General features: G+C 29.4%; 22 protein-coding genes, 1 tRNA gene, 1 other RNA gene and 1 pseudogene. 19 read left to right on the top strand and 6 right to left on the bottom strand.

Annotated features, from left to right (window positions below):
- Window positions 1-23 precede the first annotated feature (23 nt).
- Window positions 24-947 (bottom strand): DUF368 domain-containing protein, encoded by a 924-nt coding sequence (locus ARA56_RS11180; RefSeq protein ID WP_055266711.1) that lies wholly within the window; start codon window positions 945-947, stop codon window positions 24-26.
- 315 nt (window positions 948-1,262) lie between these two features.
- Here ARA56_RS11180 and ARA56_RS11175 point away from each other — a divergent pair, with 315 nt between their 5' ends.
- From ARA56_RS11175 to ffs, 5 genes are all read left to right on the top strand, one after another.
- Window positions 1,263-2,507, top strand: a complete 1,245-nt coding sequence (locus ARA56_RS11175) for an HlyC/CorC family transporter (RefSeq protein WP_055266709.1) — start codon at window positions 1,263-1,265, stop codon at window positions 2,505-2,507.
- Window positions 2,508-2,767: 260 nt separating this feature from the next.
- The gene (locus ARA56_RS11170) at window positions 2,768-3,214 is read left to right on the top strand and encodes a nucleoside deaminase (protein ID WP_055266707.1); all 447 of its coding nucleotides are present in this window, start codon (window positions 2,768-2,770) and stop codon (window positions 3,212-3,214) included.
- A gap of 15 nt (window positions 3,215-3,229) precedes the next feature.
- Complete coding sequence (gene lgt / locus ARA56_RS11165; RefSeq protein ID WP_055266705.1) at window positions 3,230-3,994, top strand: prolipoprotein diacylglyceryl transferase; 765 nt, start codon at window positions 3,230-3,232, stop codon at window positions 3,992-3,994.
- 207 nt (window positions 3,995-4,201) lie between these two features.
- Window positions 4,202-4,291 (top strand) — tRNA-Ser (locus tag ARA56_RS11160).
- A 3-nt stretch (window positions 4,292-4,294) separates the two neighbouring features.
- An RNA gene (gene ffs / locus ARA56_RS16310) (signal recognition particle sRNA large type) lies at window positions 4,295-4,559 on the top strand.
- A 240-nt stretch (window positions 4,560-4,799) separates the two neighbouring features.
- Here ffs and ARA56_RS11155 read toward each other — a convergent pair.
- Both ARA56_RS11155 and ARA56_RS11150 read right to left on the bottom strand, forming a co-directional pair.
- Window positions 4,800-5,288, bottom strand: a complete 489-nt coding sequence (locus tag ARA56_RS11155; protein WP_055266703.1) for a dihydrofolate reductase — start codon at window positions 5,286-5,288, stop codon at window positions 4,800-4,802.
- Window positions 5,289-5,290: 2 nt separating this feature from the next.
- Window positions 5,291-6,136 (bottom strand): thymidylate synthase, encoded by an 846-nt coding sequence (locus tag ARA56_RS11150; RefSeq protein WP_084759022.1) that lies wholly within the window; start codon window positions 6,134-6,136, stop codon window positions 5,291-5,293.
- Window positions 6,137-6,489: 353 nt separating this feature from the next.
- Between ARA56_RS11150 and dnaX the strand changes: the two genes are divergently transcribed.
- The 9 genes from dnaX to ARA56_RS11105 all read left to right on the top strand — a co-directional run bounded on the left by dnaX (window position 6,490) and on the right by ARA56_RS11105 (window position 14,171).
- Complete coding sequence (gene dnaX / locus ARA56_RS11145) at window positions 6,490-8,115, top strand: DNA polymerase III subunit gamma/tau (RefSeq protein WP_055266701.1); 1,626 nt, start codon at window positions 6,490-6,492, stop codon at window positions 8,113-8,115.
- Between the two features lie 99 nt (window positions 8,116-8,214).
- Entirely contained in the window at window positions 8,215-8,559 is a 345-nt protein-coding gene (locus ARA56_RS11140; RefSeq protein WP_055266699.1) for a YbaB/EbfC family nucleoid-associated protein, read from the top strand.
- Between the two features lie 135 nt (window positions 8,560-8,694).
- Window positions 8,695-9,291 carry a recombination mediator RecR gene (recR, locus tag ARA56_RS11135; protein ID WP_055266697.1) on the top strand — a complete coding sequence of 199 codons (597 nt, stop codon included), beginning with the start codon at window positions 8,695-8,697 and terminating at the stop codon, window positions 9,289-9,291.
- Between the two features lie 347 nt (window positions 9,292-9,638).
- Window positions 9,639-9,887, top strand: a complete 249-nt coding sequence (locus ARA56_RS11130; protein ID WP_055266695.1) for a DUF2508 family protein — start codon at window positions 9,639-9,641, stop codon at window positions 9,885-9,887.
- Between the two features lie 61 nt (window positions 9,888-9,948).
- Complete coding sequence (locus ARA56_RS11125; protein ID WP_055266693.1) at window positions 9,949-10,197, top strand: pro-sigmaK processing inhibitor BofA family protein; 249 nt, start codon at window positions 9,949-9,951, stop codon at window positions 10,195-10,197.
- Window positions 10,198-10,574: 377 nt separating this feature from the next.
- Window positions 10,575-10,748 carry a hypothetical protein gene (locus ARA56_RS16820; RefSeq protein WP_055266691.1) on the top strand — a complete coding sequence of 58 codons (174 nt, stop codon included), beginning with the start codon at window positions 10,575-10,577 and terminating at the stop codon, window positions 10,746-10,748.
- Window positions 10,749-10,874: 126 nt separating this feature from the next.
- A complete protein-coding gene (locus tag ARA56_RS11115) occupies window positions 10,875-11,951 on the top strand; it encodes a pyridoxal-phosphate-dependent aminotransferase family protein (RefSeq protein ID WP_055266689.1) in 1,077 nt (358 codons plus the stop codon).
- 32 nt (window positions 11,952-11,983) lie between these two features.
- Complete coding sequence (locus tag ARA56_RS11110; RefSeq protein ID WP_055266687.1) at window positions 11,984-12,898, top strand: D-2-hydroxyacid dehydrogenase; 915 nt, start codon at window positions 11,984-11,986, stop codon at window positions 12,896-12,898.
- Window positions 12,899-12,926: 28 nt separating this feature from the next.
- The gene (locus ARA56_RS11105) at window positions 12,927-14,171 is read left to right on the top strand and encodes a DUF1015 domain-containing protein (protein ID WP_055266685.1); all 1,245 of its coding nucleotides are present in this window, start codon (window positions 12,927-12,929) and stop codon (window positions 14,169-14,171) included.
- Window positions 14,172-14,299: 128 nt separating this feature from the next.
- Here ARA56_RS11105 and ARA56_RS11100 read toward each other — a convergent pair whose 3' ends face one another.
- A complete protein-coding gene (locus tag ARA56_RS11100; protein WP_055266683.1) occupies window positions 14,300-14,992 on the bottom strand; it encodes a 5'-methylthioadenosine/adenosylhomocysteine nucleosidase in 693 nt (230 codons plus the stop codon).
- A gap of 188 nt (window positions 14,993-15,180) precedes the next feature.
- Between ARA56_RS11100 and ARA56_RS11095 the strand changes: the two genes are divergently transcribed.
- Window positions 15,181-15,900, top strand: a complete 720-nt coding sequence (locus ARA56_RS11095; protein WP_055266681.1) for a tRNA threonylcarbamoyladenosine dehydratase — start codon at window positions 15,181-15,183, stop codon at window positions 15,898-15,900.
- Window positions 15,901-16,091: 191 nt separating this feature from the next.
- On the opposite strand, the gene ARA56_RS16965 is transcribed toward ARA56_RS11095, so the two are convergent.
- Complete coding sequence (locus ARA56_RS16965) at window positions 16,092-16,598, bottom strand: DUF4230 domain-containing protein (RefSeq protein WP_278336525.1); 507 nt, start codon at window positions 16,596-16,598, stop codon at window positions 16,092-16,094.
- Window positions 16,599-16,927: 329 nt separating this feature from the next.
- Here ARA56_RS16965 and ARA56_RS11085 point away from each other — a divergent pair, with 329 nt between their 5' ends.
- Entirely contained in the window at window positions 16,928-17,857 is a 930-nt protein-coding gene (locus ARA56_RS11085) for a GNAT family N-acetyltransferase (RefSeq protein WP_055266677.1), read from the top strand.
- Between the two features lie 26 nt (window positions 17,858-17,883).
- A pseudogene (locus tag ARA56_RS11080) lies at window positions 17,884-18,739 on the top strand (BglG family transcription antiterminator).
- A gap of 39 nt (window positions 18,740-18,778) precedes the next feature.
- Here ARA56_RS11080 and ARA56_RS11075 read toward each other — a convergent pair.
- Window positions 18,779-19,291, bottom strand: coding sequence for a PTS sugar transporter subunit IIA (locus tag ARA56_RS11075; protein ID WP_055266675.1), 513 nt, complete (start codon window positions 19,289-19,291; stop codon window positions 18,779-18,781).
- Between the two features lie 399 nt (window positions 19,292-19,690).
- Here ARA56_RS11075 and nagE (ARA56_RS11070) point away from each other — a divergent pair, with 399 nt between their 5' ends.
- Together nagE (ARA56_RS11070) and nagE (ARA56_RS11065) are read left to right on the top strand one after the other, a co-directional pair.
- Window positions 19,691-21,142 carry an N-acetylglucosamine-specific PTS transporter subunit IIBC gene (nagE, locus tag ARA56_RS11070; RefSeq protein WP_055266673.1) on the top strand — a complete coding sequence of 484 codons (1,452 nt, stop codon included), beginning with the start codon at window positions 19,691-19,693 and terminating at the stop codon, window positions 21,140-21,142.
- A 117-nt stretch (window positions 21,143-21,259) separates the two neighbouring features.
- Window positions 21,260-22,765, top strand: a complete 1,506-nt coding sequence (gene nagE, locus ARA56_RS11065; protein WP_055266671.1) for an N-acetylglucosamine-specific PTS transporter subunit IIBC — start codon at window positions 21,260-21,262, stop codon at window positions 22,763-22,765.
- The last annotated feature ends 427 nt before the right edge of the window (window positions 22,766-23,192 follow it).

The following is a 23,192-nucleotide window of genomic DNA, read 5'->3' as shown; positions in this document are numbered from 1 at the left end:
TGAATATAGAAAAAGGAGCTTAATTAAGCTCCTTTTCTATTTTTAGATATATTTTTAGTTTCTTTACTTTCAAAAACTACTTTTAATCTTTCTAATCCTAATATTAATGCTCCACCAATAATGAAGAATATAAAGCTAAAGCTTGATAAGTTCATAGCTGGTTTTGCTACTTCTAAAGTTGTAGGTCCCATAAATATTGCATATAGAGAACCAATCATAAGTCCTAATATTAAATATACTGTTTGAGATCTGTATTTCTTTAGTACGAATTTAATAACTTTTATTGTTGTTGCTATACCAGTTAATACTCCTAAACCGAATATTATTAATATTGGTAAGTAAGAGAAATTAAAAGTAAGAACTTCTTTTACAGCACCTATTATTCCGGTATAAAGTCCAAATATTAAAAGTAATGTTGAACCTGATATACCTGGAAGTACCATTGCAGAAATAGCTATCATACCAGCTACAAATACAAATATACCTAATCCGATTGACAAGCTATCTAATGAAAGGTTAAGACCACCATTAGAAGATGCTGGATTGAAGTAAGTAATAAGAGCTACTATAGTGATTCCTATAATAGTAAATAAAATATTTTTGTATTTTCCAACTATAGAATCCTTCTCTTGACTTATTATTAATGGAATTGAAACTACTATAAATCCAGTAAATAAAGAACTTATTTTGTAGATTTGAGCATCGAATATTGATGATAAGAATAGTACTGATAATACCATTCCAGTAACCCAACCAATTCCTAATTTAAATAAGAAAATTAAAGAGTTCTTTTTGTTATCCATATTATCTCTTGATATCAATGAGTTTAGTGAATTTATAAAATCATCATAAAAACCAAGTATAAATGCTATAGTACCACCTGAAACTCCAGGAACACTATCAGCTAAGGCCATAAAAAAGCCACGAATAAAATTAATAATAAACAAATTATCACCTCAAAATTATGTTAATTTATGTTATAAGAAACATTTTAAATCAAATACTAAAATTAAACAATAAGATAAATTCAAAATCTTGGATTTTGTAAATAGAACTTTCTAGGATTTTGGATTTTAAAGTTACATAGAGTGTACTACTATTAACGTATGTGAATAGTGAGTTATATTTAAAGTGTTAAAATATTTATAAATTGTATTAAATATGAATTTACATTTAATTTATTGGAAATTTATATCATATAATTTTAGCGTATGATATAATTAAAAATAAAATATTTTTGTAAATTAGGAGAGTGATTATTTTTGGACACGAGTCTCATATGGCAGATAGGAATACTAATAATTTTGCTTATCATGTCAGGATTTTTTTCAATGTCAGAAACAGCACTAATGTCTTTAAGTAAAATTAGGATAAGGCATATGGTGGAAGAGGGAGTAAAGGGGGCTAAGCTAGTTGAGAAACTAACGGAAGACCCAAATAGGCTTTTAGGAGCGATACTTATAGGAAATAACGTCGTAAATATAGGTGCATCTGCGCTTGCAACTACTATTGCCACGAAAATATTTGGTTCGGCAGGAGCAGGAATTGCAACAGGTGTAATGACTATATTAGTACTTATTTTCGGGGAAATAACTCCAAAGTCTATAGCAAAGCAAAAATCTGAAAAGGTTGCTTTAAAGGTAAGCAAGATAATCAATGTGATTGTTAAAATACTAAAACCTTTTATAGGTATTTTTACTGCTATATCTTCAATATTTATAAGATTATTTGGCGGAGATCCAAAGGCAAGTGAACCATTTATAACAGAAGAAGAATTAAGAACCATGGTTGGTGTTAGTGAAGAGGAAGGTGTATTAGAAGATGTTGAAAAAGAAATGATTTTCAATGTTTTTGATTTTGCCGATGCTCATGTAAAAGACGTAATGGTTCAAAGAGTAGATGTAATAGCTGTGGATATAGATGCAAGCTATGAAGAAGTTTTAGATATAATAAAGACTGAACAATTCTCAAGAATACCGGTATATAATCAAACCATTGATGATATTGTGGGAATATTAAATGTAAAAGACTTAATTATGGCTGAAAAAAATTCAAAACCTTTTAAGGTATCTGATTACATGAGAGAGCCATATTATACTTTTGAATTTAAGAAGATAAAAGAACTTTTCAAAGAAATGAAGAAGACTAGAAATCATATATCAGTAGTATTAGATGAGTATGGTGGAACTGTTGGAATAGTTACTATAGAAGATTTAATAGAAGAAGTCTTTGGCGATATAGAAGACGAGTATGATGATTATGAAAAAGAAATAGAAGTAATTAAAGAAGATGAGTTTGTAGTTGATGGAAGTGCAAGACTAGATGATATAAGTGAACTTATAGGTGTTAATATGGAATCAGAAGAATTTGATTCCGTTGGAGGCTTAGTCATTGGAGAATTAGGAAGATTCCCAGAGCAAAATGAAGAGGTTCAATTAAACAATATAAGGTTCGTAGTAGAAGAAGTAGATAAAAACAGAATCAAGAAAGTTAGAATATATACTTAAATTAAATAAAGTGCGAGCTAAGGCTCACAAGTGAAAAGTCGACTTCGTCGAGGTGAAAAGGCTACTATGTAGCGGGGAAAAGTTAACTATGTTAAGGGGAAATGCTACTATAGTAGCAGAAAAAAGTATTTCACCTCGTTAGAGATCCTTTCTCTATTGACGTAGGCAATATTTTTCCAGCAGCTTCAGCTGACTTTTTCTCTTTGACGAAGTCAAACTTTTCAACAAAGTGCTTTGTACTTTATTTTTATGGTGATTTTATGAATTTTATGGATTTAGCATTAGATGAAGCACAAAAGGCATATGATTTAGGAGAAGTTCCTGTTGGAGCTGTTATTGTTAAAGATGGAGAAGTTATAGCTAAAGCATGTAATATGAAAGAAGCAATGAAGTTATCTACAGCTCATGCTGAGGTTTTAGCAATAGAAGAGGCCAGTAAAGCTATAGGTGATTGGAGATTAAATGGATGTGATATGTATGTTACGTTGGAACCTTGTGCGATGTGTGCTGCGGCAATAGCTCATTCTAGAATATCTAATTTGTATATAGGGACTTTTAACATTGATATGGGTGCTTGTGGAACTGTGATTAATCTTTTAGATTATGATATATTTAATAGTAGAGTTAATACTAATTGGTGTTATGATAAAAGGTGTAGTGATATGCTTACTAAATTTTTTGATACACGAAGAAAGAATAAAAAATAGAGAGGAGTTGATTATGTGAATCCAGTTGCTTTTGAAATTGCTGGAATGCAAATTAGATGGTATGGAATAATTATCGCTTGTGGTGTTTTAGCAGCTTTTGGAGTTACATATATAACTGCAAAGAAGAAAGAATTAAATTTTGATATTATTATCGACGGATTTTTATGGAGTTTTCCTTTAGCTATAATAGGGGCTAGGGTATATTATGTTGCCTTTGAATTTGAAAATTATCATTCAATATGGGATATGATTAATATTAGAAATGGTGGAATAGCTATTCATGGTGGACTTATTGCTGGATTATTAACAGCTTATATATTTACTAGAGTAAAGAAAGTTAATTTCTTTGAATACATCGATGTTGTAATGCCAGGAGTAATATTAGCACAAGCTATTGGAAGATGGGGAAATTTCATGAACCAAGAAGCTCATGGTGGACCGGTTACAGAACAATTTATAAGTAAGTTTCCTCAATTCATTCAACAAGGAATGCTTATAAATGGAACTTATTATCATCCAACATTTTTATATGAATCTATATGGGATTTATTAGTTTTTGCAATACTTATTTATATTTTATATAAGAAAAAGCAACAACATGGTATTGTTTTGGGAAGTTATATGATACTTTACTCTGTTGGAAGGTTCTTTATAGAAGGATTAAGAACTGATAGTTTAATGTTTTATGGTTTAAGAATAGCCCAAATAGTTAGTTTAACTGGAATATTGTTAGGTATAGTAGTTATAATTTTTGCTTGTAAGAAAAAAACTAAAAAATAGGATTAATTTACATGATTAGCATAAAGAGCATTATATATAAATATATTTATGTATAAATGCTCTTTTGTTATATAAAAATGAAATGTAATGGGCAATATAGAAGAAGATAATTAGGTTGACCTTTTTTAAGTTGTATGTTAACATATGTGTATAATTAGATAACGTGTCAAAACGTTAAAGTCTAGAGGAATTTATTCTAGTAATTATGGAGAGATGTCCGAGTGGTCGAAGGAGCACGCCTGGAACGCGTGTATAGGGGAAACTCTATCGTGGGTTCAAATCCCACTCTCTCCGCCATAGCCGTGCTAGATGGGGAGTCAGCGGTGCCCTGTAACCTGCAATCCGCTATAGCAGGATTGAATTCCTCACCTAGGCTTTAGTCTATATGGTCTGCCCCTATGCAAGTGATGTTGAGGGTGGGGTCCCACGCGACTTAAGACTATGAACCTCGTCAGGTCCGGAAGGAAGCAGCGATAAGTAGCCCCTGAGTGTGACGTGGATAAATCTAGCCTGAGTTAACTACATAGGTAACGCATATAGATTACTGCCGAAGTGAGGTGCACGGTTTTCATTAAACCTTTCTATAGGAAAGGCTTTTTTAATGTTTAAGAAAGTTATTTGAAATTAAGAATTTGACTATAAATTCTTGAATCTAAGAGATAATAGAAAAATTAATATATATTATCTTTTTATAAAATTTGGTTACTCTTCAATAGGATTAACAATATAGGACAAAAAACAATAGGACAGGAAAATAGGGACATTTCTTCTTACTCAAGAAATATCCCTATTTTTCTATGCTTTTTTATTTTTCTAAGTTTATAAACTGATAGTTTATATTGCTTTTTTCATCAGTGAATATTTCTGATTCAAAAGTAATGTTCCAGTTATTATAATCTATTTCAGGGAAAGTGGTATCTCCTTCGAAGTTTTTAAAAACTTTTGTTAAGTAGATTTTATCCACAGAATTAATAAACTGATTATAGATTTCTCCTCCGCCAATTATAAACACTTCCACAGGAGAATTTTTAAAATTGTTGATAATATCGTTGATATTGTGGATAACTTCTACAGAAGGATTATCCACAGTGTAATTTTTATCTCTTGTCAATATTATGTGTTTCCTGTTAGGGAGAACCCTTGGTAATGATTCAAATGTTTTTCTACCCATAACTATTGTATTACCAGAAGTAATTTTTTTAAATCTCTTTAAATCGTCAGATATATGCCATAAAAGTTTATTATCTCCACCTATAACATTATTCTGTGCAATGGCAACTATTAAACTAATCATAATTATATCCCCAATTCAAATTTTAGTTGTGGTTTAACTGGCTCATAATCTACCATTTCAAAATCATCGATTGTGAAGTCATAGAAGTTTGTTTTACCTTCTTTAAGTATTAACTTAGGTTGTTTATCACTAGGTGTTCTAGAGATTAATTCTTTAGCCTGCTCTATATGTCTATCATAAATATGTAGGTTATCTACAACGTGCATAAATACTCCAGGCTTTAATCCAACGTGTCTAGCTACCATCATCATTAACGCTACATATTGAACTTTGTTAACATGACCTGCAACACAATAATCAGAACTTCTTTGATGAAGGGTTACATCAAGGAATTCTCCTCTAACAGACCACACAGTAAGAAAAGCACAAGGATGTAATCCTTCAGTTTCTTCGAAATCTGAATATTGATATAAATCTATAATATGTCTTCTAGTGTAAGGTTCGTTTTTTAATCCTTTTAGTAATTTGTTCATTAGATCATATTTTCTAACAGTAGCACCATATCTTTGGCCTATTGTATTAGAGTTATTTACTTCCCAGTCTCTCCACCACATAATTCCGTATTTTTCTTCTAATACTGATAAGTCATTGCTTTGGTCTTGATATATCCATAGAATTTCTTTGATAGCTGATTTCCATGCTGTAGGTCTTAAAGTAGTAATAGGAAGTTCTCCTTTAGATATATCGTACTTTTCAACAACTTGGTTTATATATAGTGTATGAGCAGGAGTCCCATCTTTATATTTAGGTCTTATTTTGTGACCTTCTGTACTTGTTCCGTTTGTAAGAATTTCGTTTAATGTATTTTTAAATAATTCATCTGTTTTTGATATAAAGTTTTTAGTCATAGGTTCACCTCGAAAATCTATTTTAATATCATTATAGCATAGTTAATATTAAGAATAATTATTAATAAACAAATATAAAAAGAAACACAAAAGTTAATTTAATAACATAAACTTGGATATAAATAACATTATAATGTTAAAAAAATAACTATAAAAATTTGAGATAAGAAAGATTGTATGCATAAAAATTAATAATTATGCATATGGGCTTTTTGCTATCTGTTAATGTTTTTTAAGACTAGTTTTAAATAAAGTAGATGTTTAAATTTTGGATTAGGGAAAAATCTTTAACTATTAATAAATATTGGGTATAATAAAAGTAGATTAAATAGAGATAAAATGAGGTGAATCCCTTGGCATATACTGCTTTATATAGAGAATGGAGACCTAAAACGTTTTATGATGTAGTAGGGCAAGAACATATTACAACTACATTAAAAAATCAAATTTTAAATAATAGAATAGCTCATGCGTATCTTTTTTGTGGAACAAGAGGTACAGGAAAGACATCAACTGCGAAGGTTTTTGCAAAAGCGTTAAATTGTTTAAATCCTAAAGATGGAGAGCCTTGTAATGAATGTGAAATGTGTAAAAAGATAAATGAGGGGTTAGCAATAGATGTTACAGAATTAGATGCAGCTTCAAATAATGGGGTAGATAAGATTAGAGATATTATAGATGATGTTAAATATCCACCTCAAGAAGCTAGATTTAAGGTATATATAATGGACGAGGTTCATATGCTTTCAGCTGGGGCTGTTAATGCTTTCTTAAAAACATTAGAAGAACCACCAAGTAACGTAATATTTATTTTGGCAACAACAGATCCTCAGAAACTTCCTATAACTATCCTTTCAAGATGTCAAAGATTTGATTTTAAGAGAATAAGTAATAGTGATATAACAGATAGACTTAGAAAGATAGTTACAGAACAAGGTGTTATGGCTGACGATAAAAGTTTGAACTTAATTGCAAGAATTTCTGATGGAGCAATGAGAGATTCTTTAAGTATATTAGATCAAGCAATTTCTATGGGAAATGGGAATGTTCAATATGACACTTTAATAGGTATGCTAGGCCTAGTAACAAATGAGCATTTATTTAATTTAACAAATGCTATTATTCAGAGAAGTGTTGAGAAGGCTATAGGAGTAATAGAGGATGTAGTTTTTTCAGGAAAAGACATTTATTTGTTTATAAAAGATTTAATATCTCATTATAGAAATTTACTTATGGCAAAAGTAACTAATAATCCAGAAGAAGTATTAGATATGTCAGAAGAAAATATAGCACTTATCAAAGAGCAGTCTGCAAGATTAAGAGCTGAAGAAATAATGAGATGTATAAGAATACTTCAAGAGGCTGAGGGAAATGCAAAATTAAGCAAACAAGCAAGATTATATTTAGAATTGGCTATAATAAAAATGTGCAAAATAGAATATGATACATCTAATGAAGTAATATTATCAAGATTAAATAAATTAGAAGAAAATTTAAAGAGTGGTAATATTAAAGTTGTGGCAACTGAAGGTGTCAAAAATGAAATAGCAAATACAAAGCAAATTGTTGCTAATAAAGCAGTTAACAAACAACTTAGTTCTACTTCTCAGAATATTCAAGGTGGAAATAGTAATTCTACATTAAGTATTAATGACGTTCAAAAGGCTTGGAAAGATATATTAGATAGATTTAAGGCTAGAAGAGCTATGATAATATATGCTTCTATATTAACTGGAAGACCTGTAGCTTGCTCAAAGGGAATAGTAACTATTCAATTTGATAGTGATTATAAATTAAGTAAAGATAGATTAGATAAAGTTGAATACAAAAGCGTGATTAATGATATATTCTCAGAAGTATTAAGAGAAGAGGTTAAAGTTAATTTTATTGTAGAAGAAGAAAATAAAGGTGAAAAGCGTACAGAAGATATATTAGTAGAAACATTTGGCGCAGATTTGGTTGATATTATAGATGAATAAGAGTCATTTAGAATTATATTTTTAGATTATCGCTTATAGTAAAATATTTTAAAATAATATATAATAAAGAATATATTTTTATTTCAAGGAGGATATGTTATGGCAAGAGGTGGATTCCCAGGTGGTTTCGGTGGAGGAAACATAAATAACCTAATGAAGCAAGCTCAAAAGCTTCAAAAAGAAATGGCTCAAGCTCAACAAGAGTTAGAAGAAAAAGAATTCGAAGCTTCAGTTGGAGGCGGAGCTGTATTAGTTAAAGTTAATGGTAAGAAGGAAGTTCTTTCAATAAAAATTAAAGAAGAAGTAGTAGATCCAGATGACGTAGAAATGTTAGAAGATTTAGTACTTAGCGCAGTTAATGAAGCATTAAAGAAAGCTGAAGAAGAAACAGCTAACAAAATGGGTAAATTAACTGGTGGAATGAATATACCGGGAATGTTTTAATATATATTAGAGGCATACAAAGTAAAATCTTTGTATGCCTTATAAATTAAGTGAGACTCAAAATCTGCGATTTTGTTAATCGAACTTAACTGAAAGTTAAAATTTATGATTTAAAACAAAGGAAGGAGGAGTAATATGGACTTTTATCCAGTTGCCATAGAAAAATTAATTGAAGAATTTGCAAAGTTGCCAAGCATTGGTCAAAAGACTGCTCAAAGGTTAACATTACATATATTAAATTTGCCAGAAGAAGAGGTAAAAGAATTTGCAGATGCATTAGTTAAGGCTAGAGGAACAATAAAATATTGTTCTATATGTGGAAACTTTACAGATAAAGATCCTTGTGCAATATGTTCAAATCCAAGCAGAGATAAGAATGTCATATGTGTAGTGGAGCAACCAAAGGATATAATGACTATGGAGAAGGTTAAAGAGTTTAACGGAAGTTATCATGTTCTTCATGGAAATCTTTCTCCAATGCAAGGAAGAGGGCCACAAGATATAAAATTAAGAGAACTTGTTGCAAGAATGAGTGCTGATGTAAAAGAGGTTATAATAGCTACTAACCCTAATGTAGAAGGTGAAGCTACTGCTATGTATATATCAAGAATACTTAAACCTTTAGATATTAAGGTTACAAGAATAGCATCTGGTCTACCGGTTGGTGGGGACTTAGAGTACGCTGATGAAGTTACACTTTCAAAAGCACTAGAAGGAAGAAAAGAAATATAGAAGTACTTAGAATATAAAAGTTGAAACAATATATATAATTAAGCACTGACTTGATAATATAAGAATTTTTATCATTTATCTCATAAAAATTACTAAAGGCTTAGAACTAGCTTAGGCTCAGAAAAGTAAAATTTTTTAACGTAATTTTTATTACATAAATAATAAAGTTCTAGATAATATCCAGTGATAAGTTTACATATATATATTATTTCAACTTTATTTTTATAGGTATATTATGAAGCTGAAAATTCATTTAGGGAGTTTTAAATGTATTTAAGTTAAGTATTATGAATAGAATTTACTAATAATGTTAATAATAACAAGTAAAAATATTTTTAGGAGGTTCTATGATTAAAAAGAATATATTAGATTTTCTGTTAATTAAATATGAAAAGGAAGAACGTATAAGTCAGCAGATATTAACAGAGTTAAGAGAAACAATTAATGAAATGGAAGCTGCTGAAAGTCTATTTAATAATACTAACGATCCTAGACTTATAGAAGCAGCAATATATAAAGAAACAGCTGCTAAAAAAAGATTTGATTATTTATTTAGCATTGCCAAGGAAGAATATGGAGAAATTATAGAAATATAACATATAAACTGGTATAATATAGCATAATATTAATTGTGTAATATTATATGGAGGTTATATTATGGATATGGAACTTATTATTTACGGACTAGTAGGTTTAGCTTTATTATTTTTGGTTATAAAGTTACTTAAGTGGCCGATAAAGATACTTATAAATGGACTAGTTGGGATAGTATTATTATACCTAACCAACTACATAGGTGCATATTTTAATTTTTCTTTAGTAATAAACCCTGTGACAGCACTTATTGCTGGATTTTTAGGAATACCAGGGATAATATTTTTAATAATATTTAAGTTGTTTTTTTAAAACTACAGGGAACCTATTTTGGATAGGTTCCCTGTAGTTTCATAGATGGGAGTTAGAATATTTTGAATTGCCAATGAGTGAAAAGCTCTTATATAAGCATTTTATGGAGTAATATAAAAAGTGTTACTATAAAAAAATCAGGGTGTAAGCACTACATCCGCTTACACCCGTTATCATAAATAATCATCATATATGATGATTATTTATGATATTAATTTATCCAATGAATATATAAATATACGTGTAAATTCTTGTAAGTTATAATTTAAAATTATATAATCTTAAGAGAAATACAATGCTTATATAAAGTTATAAGAGTAGATTTAGAGTTAATAATAAATTTAGCTTTTTAAGAAATACAAAAAGGAGGAATGTTTATGGCAGCTGGAAATGGAGTTAATTGTGCATATTGCCCTGAACTTAAGAAAGGTACTTGTGATGGAAAAGGTGATGGATGTGTATGTTATAAGTGCCCTAGACATTTAGGTCAATGTATATGTGTTAAATATTGTAGAGAAACAGAATCAGTATTAATTTTTGATGAGGAATAGATATTAAATAAATCTTATGTGGAAACATAGGATTTTTTTTATTGACAATATTTCATAGGAACAATAATTAATTAATATAAATATTATAATAAAAATAAGATTATATAAAAGAAAAGGAGGCAGAAAATGCACAAGAAACTTTTTATACCTGGACCAGTAGAAGTTAAAAAAGAAGTATTGGAAAAGATGGCCACTCCTATGATTGGGCATAGAAGTAAGGAAGCATCAGAATTACAAAAATCTATAAGCGATAAAATGCGAAAGTTATTTTATACAGAAAGTGAAATATTATTATCCACCACATCTGGAAGTGGACTTATGGAAGGAGCTATAAGGTCTTGTACAGCAAAAAGAGCAGCTGTATTTTCTGTTGGAGCCTTTGGGAAAAGATGGTACGAAATGGCTGTGAGCAATAATGTTCCTGCAGATATTTATGAAGTGGATAAAGGGAAGGCTTTAAATGTTAATGAGATAGATAAAGCTTTATCTACAGGGAAATATGATTTTTTAACAGTAACTCATAATGAAACTTCTACAGGGATAATGAATCCAATCGAAGAAATTTCAGAGGTGGTTAAAAAATATCCAGAGGTTGTATTTGCTGTTGATGCAGTAAGCTCTGCAGCTGGAAGTAAAATTGAGGTAGACAAATATGGAATAGATATATGTATAACTTCAACTCAAAAAGCCATAGGATTGCCACCTGGAATGGCAATATGTACTTTTTCTGATAAAGCAATAAAAAATGCTGAGAAGGTTAAATTTAGAGGAACATACTTGGATTTATTAGCTTTATATAAATATATTAAAAAGAAGGATTATCAATATCCATCAACACCATCAATTTCACATATGTATGCACTTGATTATCAATTAGATTATATTTTAAATGTAGAAGGACTAGAAAATAGATTTGCAAGGCATATTGAAATGGCAAATGTAGTTAGAGAGTGGGGAAAAAAATATTTTGAGTTATTTCCAGATGAGAGATATATATCAAATACTTTAACTACTATTAAAAATAATAGAAATATAAGTGTAGCAAATTTAAATAAGGAATTAGGCAGAAGAGGATTCCAAATTTCTAATGGATATGGGGATTTAAAAGAAAAAACATTTAGAATAGCTCACATGGCTGACTGTACAGTTGAAGATATAAATGAATTACTAAGTCATATAAATGATATATTACAATTGAAATAGCTTGCAATTGTAGATAAAAGGGGGGGAATTATATGATTAAAGTATTAACAAATGACGGCTTACAACAAGAGGCTATTGATAATTTGAAACTATTGGGGATTGAAGTTACTAATTATCATTATAGTAAGGAAGAATTGAAAAATATTTTAAAGGATTTTGATGTTATTACAATAAGATCGGCAACTAAGATAGACTCTGATATATTAGATAGTTTAACTAATAAAAGTAACCTTAAATTGATAATAAGAGCAGGTGTAGGAGTAGATAATATAGATGTGACCTATGCCAATAAGTTAGGGATAGAAGTTAGAAATACACCTAATGCAAGTTCAGATTCTGTAGCAGAACTTGCAATTGCTCATATGTTTTCAGTTGCTAGATTTTTGGCAGATTCAAATTTTACTATGAGGATGGGTAGTTGGAATAAAAAAGAGTATGAAGGTGTAGAGCTTGCAGGAAAAACTCTGGGCATAATAGGAATGGGACGTATAGGAAGATCATTAGCTAAAAAAGCATCAGCAATTGGAATGAATGTGGTGTATTACACAATCGAAGGTAAGTATGATGACCTTACTTATAAGTTTGAATCATTAGAAGATTTATTAAGTACATCTGATTTTATTTCATTACATGTTCCTTATGATAAGAAAACAGGATATCTTATTGGTAAAAGGGAATTTGAGTTAATGAAAGAAGGAGTATATTTAATAAATTGTGCAAGAGGTAAGGTAGTAGATGAAGAGGCATTAGTAGAGGCTTTAGATAATGGAAAAGTGGCTGGTGCAGGAATAGATGTGTTTGAGCAGGAGCCCACATTAAATAAAAAGCTTATAAATCATAAGAGAGTGAGCGTAACTCCTCATGTTGGGGCATCAACTAAAGAGGCGCAGGATAGAATAGCTAGTGAGGTAGTAAATATAATAATAGATTTCTTTGATATAAAGTAGTTTTTTTAGAAGGAAGTGGTACATTAACATGGCTATAATAAGACCTTTTAGAGCATATAGACCTGTAAATGATTTAGTTGAGTATGTGGCAGCTCCACCATATGATGTTGTTAATAGTGAAGAAGCTAGGGCGTTAGTAAAAGATAATAAGTACTCTTTTTTAAGAGTTGATAGAGGGGAAGTAAACCTATCTAAAGATATATACAAATATGATGATAGAGTATATGAATGTTCTAGAGATTTATTAGATAGTATGATAAAAGAAGGAATATATATTCAAGATAAAGAGCCTATGTTCTATATTTATAGGCAGATTATGAATGGAAAAAATCAAACAGGATTAGTTATATGTGCATCTATAGAGGAGTATATAGAAAATAAAATAAAAAAACATGAAAATATAAGGGATGATAAAGGTATAGACAGAGTAAAGCATATAAAATATTGCAATGCTCATACAGGGCCTATATTTTTGGTTTATAGAGAAAATAAGTCTATAACAGATATTATAAATAAATATATTAAACTTAATCCTATATATAATTTTGTAGCTGATGATAATATAACTCATGTTGTTTGGAAAATTGATAACAAAGATGATATAAAATATATAACGGAATCATTTTATAATATAGAAAATTTATATATTGCAGATGGACATCATAGGATAGAAGCTGCAGCTAGAGTTGCTATGGAAAATAAAAAAAATAATAATAAAGATAATTTTAATGATGAAATAAATTATTTTTTAGCTATAGCCTACCCTGACAGTGAGGTAAATATATTAGATTATAATAGAACGATAAAAGATTTAAATGGATACACTAAGAAAGAATTTTTAGAAGAGGTATCTAAAAAATTTAAAATTAAAAAATCTGATAACAATAAGCCAGTATCGCCAGAGAGAAAGCACACATTTGGTATGTATATTGATAAAGAGTGGTATATACTCGAAGCTAATAGAGAAATAATAAATGAAAAGGTAAAGAGTGAGGAATTAGATGTATCAATTCTTCAAAATAATATACTAGCTCCTATCTTAGGAATAGATAACCCTAAAAAGTCAGATAGAATTGAATTTATTGGAGGAATAAGAGGGCTTAAGGAGTTAGAAAAAAGGGCTGATACAGATATGGCTGTTAGTTTCTCGTTATATCCTATTGAGATGAGCGATATTATGAGCATTGCAGATGAAGGTGGAATTATGCCGCCAAAATCAACATGGTTTGAGCCAAAGCCAAGGAGCGGAATTTTTATACACAAGTTTAATTAGTGGTAAATAACAAGTTAACAGTGACAAGTAAATAAAAAAACTGCTTATGCAGTTTTAGAAAAAATATTTTTAAAGTCAGCAATGCTGACTTTAATCATTTAATTTATCACTTGTCGGTTTTAACTAAATTAAAGTTTTGTTATCATTGACTTTAATATAAATGTAGAATTCTTAACTCCGATAGGTGTGAATTTTTCAAAGTCCATATGAGCTCCGTTATTTGCATTATCAGATATTGATCTAATAACTACAAATGGTATTTTGTTTAAGTAACAAACGTGAGCTATACTTGCTCCTTCCATTTCACAAGCTAAAGCTCCAAATTCAGCTTCAAGCCATTTGATTTTGTCTATAGAAGCAACGAACATATCACCAGAAACTATTCTTCCAGAGAAAGTTTTAAAATCTGTAGCTTCTTCACAAGCAGCTTTAGCAGTTTCTATAAGTTTAGCATCACATTTGAAATCAAATGTATCTAATCTTGGGATTTGCCCCATAGGATCTCCAAAGGCTGTTGTATCCATATCATATTGAACTAAGTTCTCAGCTATAACTACATCTCCAGGATATATATCTTTTCCTATACCACCAGCAACACCAACATTTATAACTGCTGAAACATTATATTCAGATGCAAGAATTTGAGTACATATTGCTGCATTAACCTTACCTATACCACAAACAACAGCTACAACCTCTTTTCCCCATAGCATACCTTTGTGGAATTTCATATTTGCTTTAACTTGAACATCTTCTAAGCTCATATCTTTTAAAAGAATTTCTAATTCTTCAGACATAGCGCCTATTATACCTAATACCATAATAAGTCCTCCTATAATATAATTTAAAACAATATTAGTCTACGAATATTATAATGGTTATTTTAAATTTTTAGTAGCTTTCTATTAAATTTAAATAATATCTTTTGTTATTGTAAGAAAAAAACATTGTATATGAAAGTATTATGGTCTAAAATAGTAAAAAATAATACACAAAGGAGAGTAAGACGATGTCATTAAGTCCAGTATGTAGAACCGGATTACTTATAGGAAATGAAGGATTAGATACATTAGCTAAATCTAAGGTAATAGTATTTGGTGTTGGTGGAGTAGGAAGCTTTGTAGTAGAAGCACTAACTAGAGCTGGGGTAGGAAATTTAATTTTGGTAGATAATGATACAATATGTATTTCAAATTTAAATAGACAAATTCATGCTACACGTAATACTGTTGGTATGATAAAAGTTGAAGCTATGAAAGAAAGAGTTTTATCGATTAATCCAGACTGTAAAGTAGAAGCAAAACAAGTATTTTTAACAGCTGATAATCTTGAGGAAATAATACCAAGTGATGTTGATTATGTAGTTGATGCTATAGATACTGTAACATCAAAGTTAGCTTTAGCTAAGTATTGTTATGAAAATAATATAAAAATTATGAGCTCTATGGGAACAGGAAATAAAATGGACCCAAGTCAATTTAGAGTTACAGATGTATTTAAGACAAAGGTATGCCCTCTTGCTAAGGTTATGAGATCAGAGCTTAAAAAGAGAGGTGTTAAAAAGTTAAAGGTAGTTTATTCTGAGGAAATGCCAATGACACCAGATAAAGGTGATGCTGTTCCATCAGGTAAAAGACAAACTCCAGGTAGTATGCCATTTGTTCCACCAGTAGCGGGAATGATAATTGCAGGAGAAGTAATAAAAGATTTAGTTGGAATAAATAAATAAAGTGCAAAGCACTTTGGGAAAAATTTGACTGCATCAAAGGAAAAAAAGTCACTACTGGATAGGAAAGATATTGCCTATCCAGTAGTGAAAAGCATATATACTAATACTTTTTATTTTAATGTTAGTTAACTTTTCCTCACTATAAATAGTAGCATTTTTATATCGATTAAGTCAGCTTTTAACCTATAAGTTTAGTTAGTAACATTAACATCTATTGTATATTTTTCTCCTATTAGATTATAAATAATTTTTTCAAGAGAAGATTTAGTATTTGAAATAGCTTGATCCTTTAATGATTTGCTATTCATCATTATTTTAAACTCATCATAAAGCTTTGTTCTCAAATCTCCAAATTCTTCAGAGGATAGTTGAATATCACCAAATCTCAATAAGCCTAATTCAGGATCAGAATATCTTGTTTTAGTTTCATCTATATTAATGCTAAAAATCTCAGGAGATGTAATAGATATAGTAATATGTTTATTTGAATTATCTAAAATTATATCTTTGGTGGTAATATTAGAAAAATCTACGGAATAAGAGCAGTTAGCGAAAAACGTTATAGTTTTACATTTTTTGAATATATCTAAATCAAAAAAACTTTTGTCTATTAATACACTCTGGCTTAATTCGACTTCTAAAGGAATGAGTTTATTTACAGTTTTAACTTCATTAACTAAGGTTTCTTCGGTTAGTATAGTAACATCTTTATATATATTTAGAAAAGAACCTATGTTTTTTAGTTTATATGAATATCTAAATCCTAAAAAAATTCCTAATGATAATATTACTAATGAAAATATAAGTAGTTTTTTAAAGTGAAATTTCTTAAATATTTTCTTTATAAATTTAAATATAAGCTCACATCCTGTATAATTATTTTAATAAAATATATTATTATGAAAAAATATATATTACAAATTGAATTAAAGTTAATATAAATAAAATTTGATTATAATGTTAGTTGAGTTTTAGATAAATTTATTTGTATAATAGGATAAGATAACTAATTTTTAGGAGATTTACTATGGAAAACCAAAAGGAAATATATATTGAGCTAGTTAATGGAACATTAAATGATTATGTTATTAAAGATAAAGATAAAATACTTATAGGCAGATTTACAATAGTTGAATTAGACAAAGAAAATAAAAAATGCAATGTAAAGTTAAAGTTTTATAGAGATAAAAACTATGATTTATTAAAAGATGCAATAAAGTCAATATTAAAAGCTATATTTAAAGATAATGATATATTTAAGGCGAATTTTATAGTGAATGAAAATACCAATTTAAGTCCTTTTTTAGATATGGGATTTACTTTAGAAGCAATATTTACAGATAATCTTTTCATAAAGGGAAATTTCCAAGATGAATTAGGGTTAGGTATAAATAGAAATGAATATATTAATTGTAGTAGAAATACTATAGTAGAATTAAAAGGACGTAATATTAAAATAAGAAATTTTACTCCTGATGATGCAGAAGAGCTTACTGAATATTACATAAGAAATAAAGATCATTTAAAAAATTTTGAGCCAACTAGAGATAGTAGCTTTTACACGTATGAGGTACAGAAAGAAATATTGCTAGAGAGCTATAGACAATTAATGACGGGAGCAGGTAGTGATTTAGGAATATATAAAGATGATAAGCTTATAGGGAAAATAAAGATTTCTAATGTTGTTTATGGGGTATTTAAGAACGGAATAGTTGGATACTCAATAGACAAAGAGTATGAAGGTAAAGGGTATATGAAGGAAGCTGTAAATCTAGCTTTAGAATATGCTAAGAATTATTTAGATTTACATAGATTAGAAGCTTCAATCCTTACTGATAATGTTAGATCTAAGGGAGTATTATTATCTTGTGGGTTTGAAGAGGTTGGATTAAACAAAAACTATTTATATATTAATGGTAGCTGGAGAGATCACATAACTTTTTATAAGATAATATAGTTATAGTATTATAGGAGAGTATGTAAATGGGAATAGTTTTAACAAATGATACGATAGTAAGTAAAGTTTTAAATAACAATATTATACTAGTTAGAGATAAGTCAGTTGAGAAAATACTATTTTGTAGAGGGATTGGATTTAACAAAAAAGTTTGGCCAAATATTAGAAGCTGGTTTAGAAGTAGATAAAATATTTACTATTGAAAATGAACAAAATCAAGAAAATCTTAAAGGGGTCATTAATAGGATTGATAAAAGTTTTATTGGTTTATGTGAAGAAGCTATAAGAGAAGTTTCTGATAAGTTAGGTGAAGAATTAAATGAATCAATTCATATAAGCTTAATAGATCATTTAGCGCTTGCTATAAGAAGAATTAAAAAAGGTGAGGATATAGAAAATCCATTCATAGTGGAGATAGAAACACTATATGCTAAAGAGTTCGAACTATCAAAAATATTTGCAGAAAAAATATATGATGCTTATAAGGTTAGTTTTCCTGATGGTGAATTAGGTTTTATTACTTTACATATTCATTCAGCTAGAAATAGTGGCAAATTATCTAATACTATAAAATATAGTTATTTAAGTAATACAGTAATAGAGTATATTGAAGATTGCTTAAATATAGAGATTGATAAAAAGTCATTAGATTATGCTAGGTTTGTAACCCATATAAGATTTGCAATAGAAAGAATACTTACAGATAAAAGATTGAAGAATGATTTAGTTGGTGTTATAAGGAATGTATATCCACTTGCATACAAAATAGCCCAAGAAGTATCTAAATTTATTGAAGAAGAATTAGAAAAAGAAGTTACTGAAGATGAAATTGCTTATTTAGCAATGCATATTGAACGATTTAGGGTTTCTATTGAGACATAAAAAAAGCTAAGTAAAACTTAGCTTTTTTTATATTTAAAATTAAACTTCAAAATTTACTACTGCAGTTTCTCCAGCAACAACTGAACCAGATTCAACAGGAGTTATTGATTTAGCAGCATCTACATTAGTTATTAATACTGGAGTAGCTAAAGATAATCCTTTGCTTAATATAAACTCTCTATCTATTTTTATTATTGGAGTACCAGCTTTTACTTTTGTTCCTTGTTCTGCTAATTGTTCGAAACCTTCACCGTTTAAGCTAACAGTATCTACTCCGATATGAACTAATATTTCAAGTCCATTTTCTAAAGTCATAGCGAAAGCATGCTTAGTTTTGAATACTAAAGATAATTCTCCATCAGCAGGAGCAACTACAGTGTCTCCAGTGATCATTATAGCCATTCCATCACCTGCTAGTTTTTGTGCGAAAACTTGGTCTGGAACTTCTGATAGTGGAATTGCATTTCCTGTTGCAGCTGCAACTAAAAAGTTCTTTGGAGCTTCTTCAACTTTTGATTTTGACTTAAATAAATTCTTAAAAAAATTAGCCATATTATTTCCTGAATAAATCAGGAAGTCACTTCCTTTCTCAAAGCAAATTATTATTATAAAAATAAAAGGCATAAGTTTAATCTAACAAGAAAAACTTATGCCTGATTTAACAGTAACATATTTTAATTTTATTATATATATTCAAAATAATGGTGTCAATGCAAAAAGAATAAAAATATTTATCTGAAATCGTTGACAAATGTTGAATTAAAATATAAAATAACTAATATAAATTTAATAACATTTAAATATGAAGCGTGTAACCAATAAATAGGGGCATTAGCTGAAGAGGATATTTCTATATTCTTTTCAGCTTTTTTTATTGCTTAAAATTAAAAGAATAACTTTGTTGGAGCATTTAATATTTAAATAATATAAAAAATAGGAGGATAATTTATTATGATGAAGTATTTTCAAAAATTAGGTAAATCTTTAATGCTTCCCGTTGCAGCGTTACCAGTTGCAAGCATCTTAATGGGTATCGGTTATTGGATGGATCCATCAGGATGGGGAGCAAATAGTGCAGCAGCAGCATTTTTAATAAAAGCTGGTAGTGCACTAATAGATAACATGGGTATATTATTTGCAATAGGGGTTGCGGTTGGTATGTCAGATGATAATGATGGCACAGCTGGATTAGCAGGTCTTGTTTCATGGTTAATGATAACTACATTATTAGCACCGGAATCAGTAGCAATGCTTAAAGGGATAGATGTTGCAGAAGTTCCAGCTGCTTTTGGTAAAATAGCAACTCAATTTACAGGTATATTATCTGGAGTAATTGGTGCTACAGCTTATAATAAGTTTAAAGGAACTAAGTTACCAGCAGCGTTATCATTCTTCAGTGGTAAGAGATGTGTTGCTATAGTGACAGCGGGAGCATCAATAATTGCTGCACTAGTATTATTATTTGTATGGCCTGTAGTTTACGGAGCACTAGTATCATTTGGGAAATCAATAGTTTCAACAGGAGCAATCGGTTCAGGAATTTATGCATTCTTAAATAGATTATTAATACCAACAGGACTTCACCATGCACTTAACTCAGTATTCTGGTTTGATGTAGCTGGAATAAATGATTTAGGTAACTTCTGGGCTGGAACAGGTACTTATGGAGTAGTTGGTATGTATATGACTGGATTCTTCCCGGTTATGATGTTTGGTCTTCCAGCAGCAGCTTTAGCTATGTATCATACAGCTAAAGACAATAAGAAAAAAGCTGTTTATGGTTTATTATTAGCAGCAGCAGTAGGTTCATTCTTTACAGGAGTTACAGAACCATTAGAATTCGCATTTATGTTCTTAGCGCCAGGACTATACGTTCTTCATGCTGGATTAACAGGTATATCAGCATTTGTATGTACATTATTACCAACAAGAGCTGGATTTAACTTCAGTGCTGGTTTAGTTGACTACATTTTAAGTTTCAAAGCTCCAATGGCTGAAAATCCAATAATACTATTAGCGGTTGGATTAGTATTTGCAGTAATTTACTATATAACATTCAGATTTGCAATTACTAAGTTTAACTTAAAGACTCCTGGAAGGGAAGAAGAAAGCGAAGATGAAGTAGAAGTTAAGCTTTCAAACAATAACTATACAGAAATTGCATCTACTATATTAGAAGGTTTAGGTGGAGTTGAAAATATAGTTTCAGTAGATAACTGTATTACAAGATTACGTTTAGAAATTAGAGATAATACAAAGGTAAATGAAAAAATTATTAAATCAGCAGGTGTAAGTGGGATTATAAGACCAGGAAAAACAAGCATACAAGTTATAATTGGAACACAAGTACAATTTGTAGCAGATGAATTTAAATTGTTATGTAAAACTAGTAACGATATGTAATTTGTGAAAAGTAAATGATAAAATAAGGTGTAGTTAGCTAAACTACGCCTTTTTTATATGAATAATTAGAAGAGGTAATTCTAAAGATAAAACTATAAATAATGAGGTAACGTTATTATGGGAAGTAAAATTAATAAGTTATTAAACTTTTTTCAACTATTAGGAAAAGCTATTATGATACCTATTGCGGCTCTACCTGTAGCAGCATTGATGTTGAGATTAGGTAAAGCAGATGTATGGGGACCTAACTTGTTTGGAGGAAATGGTATACCGTGGATGGTTGCTGCAGGAGAAGCAGTAATAAATCAAATGAATTTATTATTTGCAATAGGTATATCTGTTGGATTAGCAGATGATAATAATGGAAGTGCAGGCTTAGCAGGAGCTATTGGATATTTTGTGTTTACAAATGTGACGTATAGTTTTGCTGAACAGTTATATCAAGGTAGTAGTATAATTGATATGGGAGTTTTAGCCGGAATGATTGCGGGAATAGTTGCAGGATTACTATATAATAAATATAAAGAGATAAGATTACCTCAATTTCTAGGATTCTTTGGAGGAAAAAGGTTTGTTCCTATTGTAACATCTTTTGTAATGTTATTATTAGGATTAGTATTTGGTGGTATTTGGCCTAATATACAAGAGAGTATAAATTCCTTTGGTAATACGATAGCTACATCTGGAATAATAGGAGCATTTATATTTGGTTTTTTAAATAGATTATTAATACCTTTTGGGCTTCATCATGCACTAAACTCAATATTTTGGTTTCAATTTGGAGAATTTACTACTGCAAATGGTGAAGTTGTTACTGGAGATATGGTTAGATTTTTAAGTGGAGATCCAACAGCTGGTATATTTCAAACAGGATTCTTTCCTATAATGATGTTTGCTCTACCGGCAGCATGTTTGGCAATGATTTTAGCAGCTAAAAAAAATAGAAGAAAAGCAGTTACAGGTATGTTGGTAAGTATAGCTTTTACATCATTTTTAACAGGAATAACAGAACCTATTGAATTTTCTTTTTTGTTTTTAGCCCCTGGATTATTTCTGATACATGCTATTTTAACAGGATTATCATTAGCTGTTACATCATTTTTAGGAATTAGGGCTGGTTATTCCTTTTCTGCTGGATTTATAGATTACTTATTAAATTTTAATTTGGCAGAGAGACCTATCTTATTAATATTGGTAGGGGTGGTTATGGGAATTATTTATTTTATAATTTTCTATTTCTGTATAACTAAATTTGATTTAAAGACTCCTGGAAGAGACGAGGATGATGATAATATTGAAGAATGTAAAGAAAAAGAAGAGGTAAATGTTAATAAATTAGAAGATAAAGAGGTAGCTATTAAACCATTAAGGTCTAAGCTAGATAAAATTGCAGAATGTATTATAGACGCAGTTGGAGGAAAAAATAACATCGAACATGTTGATTCGTGTATTACTAGAATAAGGTTGCAATTAAAGGATAGTAATAAGGTAGAGAAATCAAAGCTAAAACAGATAGGAGCTACAGAAATAATAAGATTAGGAAAAAACAATGTACAAATAATAATAGGAACTGTGGCAGACCCTGTAGTAAGCAGAATAAGAAGAATAATAAAAAATATTTAAATATTAGAGAAGAGATGAATAATCTCTTCTTTTTTGTGGAAATATAAATGTACATTATAAATAAAAAATACAACATATGTAATAAAATAGAATATAAAATGAATAACTTATCCTGGTGTATCAATAGTCGAAAAAAGACTAAAAATGTAGAAAAACAGAGAAATATAAAAATAAACTTAATAATAGGATAAATTAAGATATATTTATATTTATCAAGGTGATATTATAGATTATGTTCTTAGGGAGCAGCGCTTCCAATGAATAATAAAGCTTCTAACTTCAATTAAGTTAAAACTTATTAAAAAAGTATTGACATAATAGTTAGTAAGTGGTAAGATAAGAAAGTCGCTTGAAGCGATAACAAAATATGGTCTTTGAAAATTGAACAGAATATAGTTAAAATAAATCCAGCAATTCTTTTGAGAGT

This window comes from Clostridium disporicum (genome assembly GCF_001405015.1).
Classification (GTDB): Bacteria; Bacillota; Clostridia; order Clostridiales; family Clostridiaceae; genus Clostridium; species Clostridium disporicum_B.
Note: the sequence above shows the minus strand (reverse complement) of the source record. Positions and strands in the feature narration are given on the sequence as shown.

Bases quoted from the DNA above. Each gene is read 5' to 3' on its own strand.
- ARA56_RS11170 (WP_055266707.1), top strand. From the start codon at position 2,768: ATGAATTTTATGGATTTAGCATTAGATGAAGCACAAAAGGCATATGAT.
- ARA56_RS11155 (WP_055266703.1), bottom strand. From the start codon at position 5,288: ATGATTAGTTTAATAGTTGCCATTGCACAGAATAATGTTATAGGTGGA.
- ARA56_RS11150 (WP_084759022.1), bottom strand. From the start codon at position 6,136: ATGACTAAAAACTTTATATCAAAAACAGATGAATTATTTAAAAATACA.
- ARA56_RS11140 (WP_055266699.1), top strand. From the start codon at position 8,215: ATGGCAAGAGGTGGATTCCCAGGTGGTTTCGGTGGAGGAAACATAAAT.
- recR (WP_055266697.1), top strand. From the start codon at position 8,695: ATGGACTTTTATCCAGTTGCCATAGAAAAATTAATTGAAGAATTTGCA.
- ARA56_RS11130 (WP_055266695.1), top strand. From the start codon at position 9,639: ATGATTAAAAAGAATATATTAGATTTTCTGTTAATTAAATATGAAAAG.
- ARA56_RS11125 (WP_055266693.1), top strand. From the start codon at position 9,949: ATGGATATGGAACTTATTATTTACGGACTAGTAGGTTTAGCTTTATTA.
- ARA56_RS16820 (WP_055266691.1), top strand. From the start codon at position 10,575: ATGGCAGCTGGAAATGGAGTTAATTGTGCATATTGCCCTGAACTTAAG.
- ARA56_RS11115 (WP_055266689.1), top strand. From the start codon at position 10,875: ATGCACAAGAAACTTTTTATACCTGGACCAGTAGAAGTTAAAAAAGAA.
- ARA56_RS11110 (WP_055266687.1), top strand. From the start codon at position 11,984: ATGATTAAAGTATTAACAAATGACGGCTTACAACAAGAGGCTATTGAT.
- ARA56_RS11105 (WP_055266685.1), top strand. From the start codon at position 12,927: ATGGCTATAATAAGACCTTTTAGAGCATATAGACCTGTAAATGATTTA.
- ARA56_RS11100 (WP_055266683.1), bottom strand. From the start codon at position 14,992: ATGGTATTAGGTATAATAGGCGCTATGTCTGAAGAATTAGAAATTCTT.
- ARA56_RS11095 (WP_055266681.1), top strand. From the start codon at position 15,181: ATGTCATTAAGTCCAGTATGTAGAACCGGATTACTTATAGGAAATGAA.
- ARA56_RS11085 (WP_055266677.1), top strand. From the start codon at position 16,928: ATGGAAAACCAAAAGGAAATATATATTGAGCTAGTTAATGGAACATTA.
- ARA56_RS11075 (WP_055266675.1), bottom strand. From the start codon at position 19,291: ATGGCTAATTTTTTTAAGAATTTATTTAAGTCAAAATCAAAAGTTGAA.
- nagE (WP_055266673.1), top strand. From the start codon at position 19,691: ATGATGAAGTATTTTCAAAAATTAGGTAAATCTTTAATGCTTCCCGTT.
- nagE (WP_055266671.1), top strand. From the start codon at position 21,260: ATGGGAAGTAAAATTAATAAGTTATTAAACTTTTTTCAACTATTAGGA.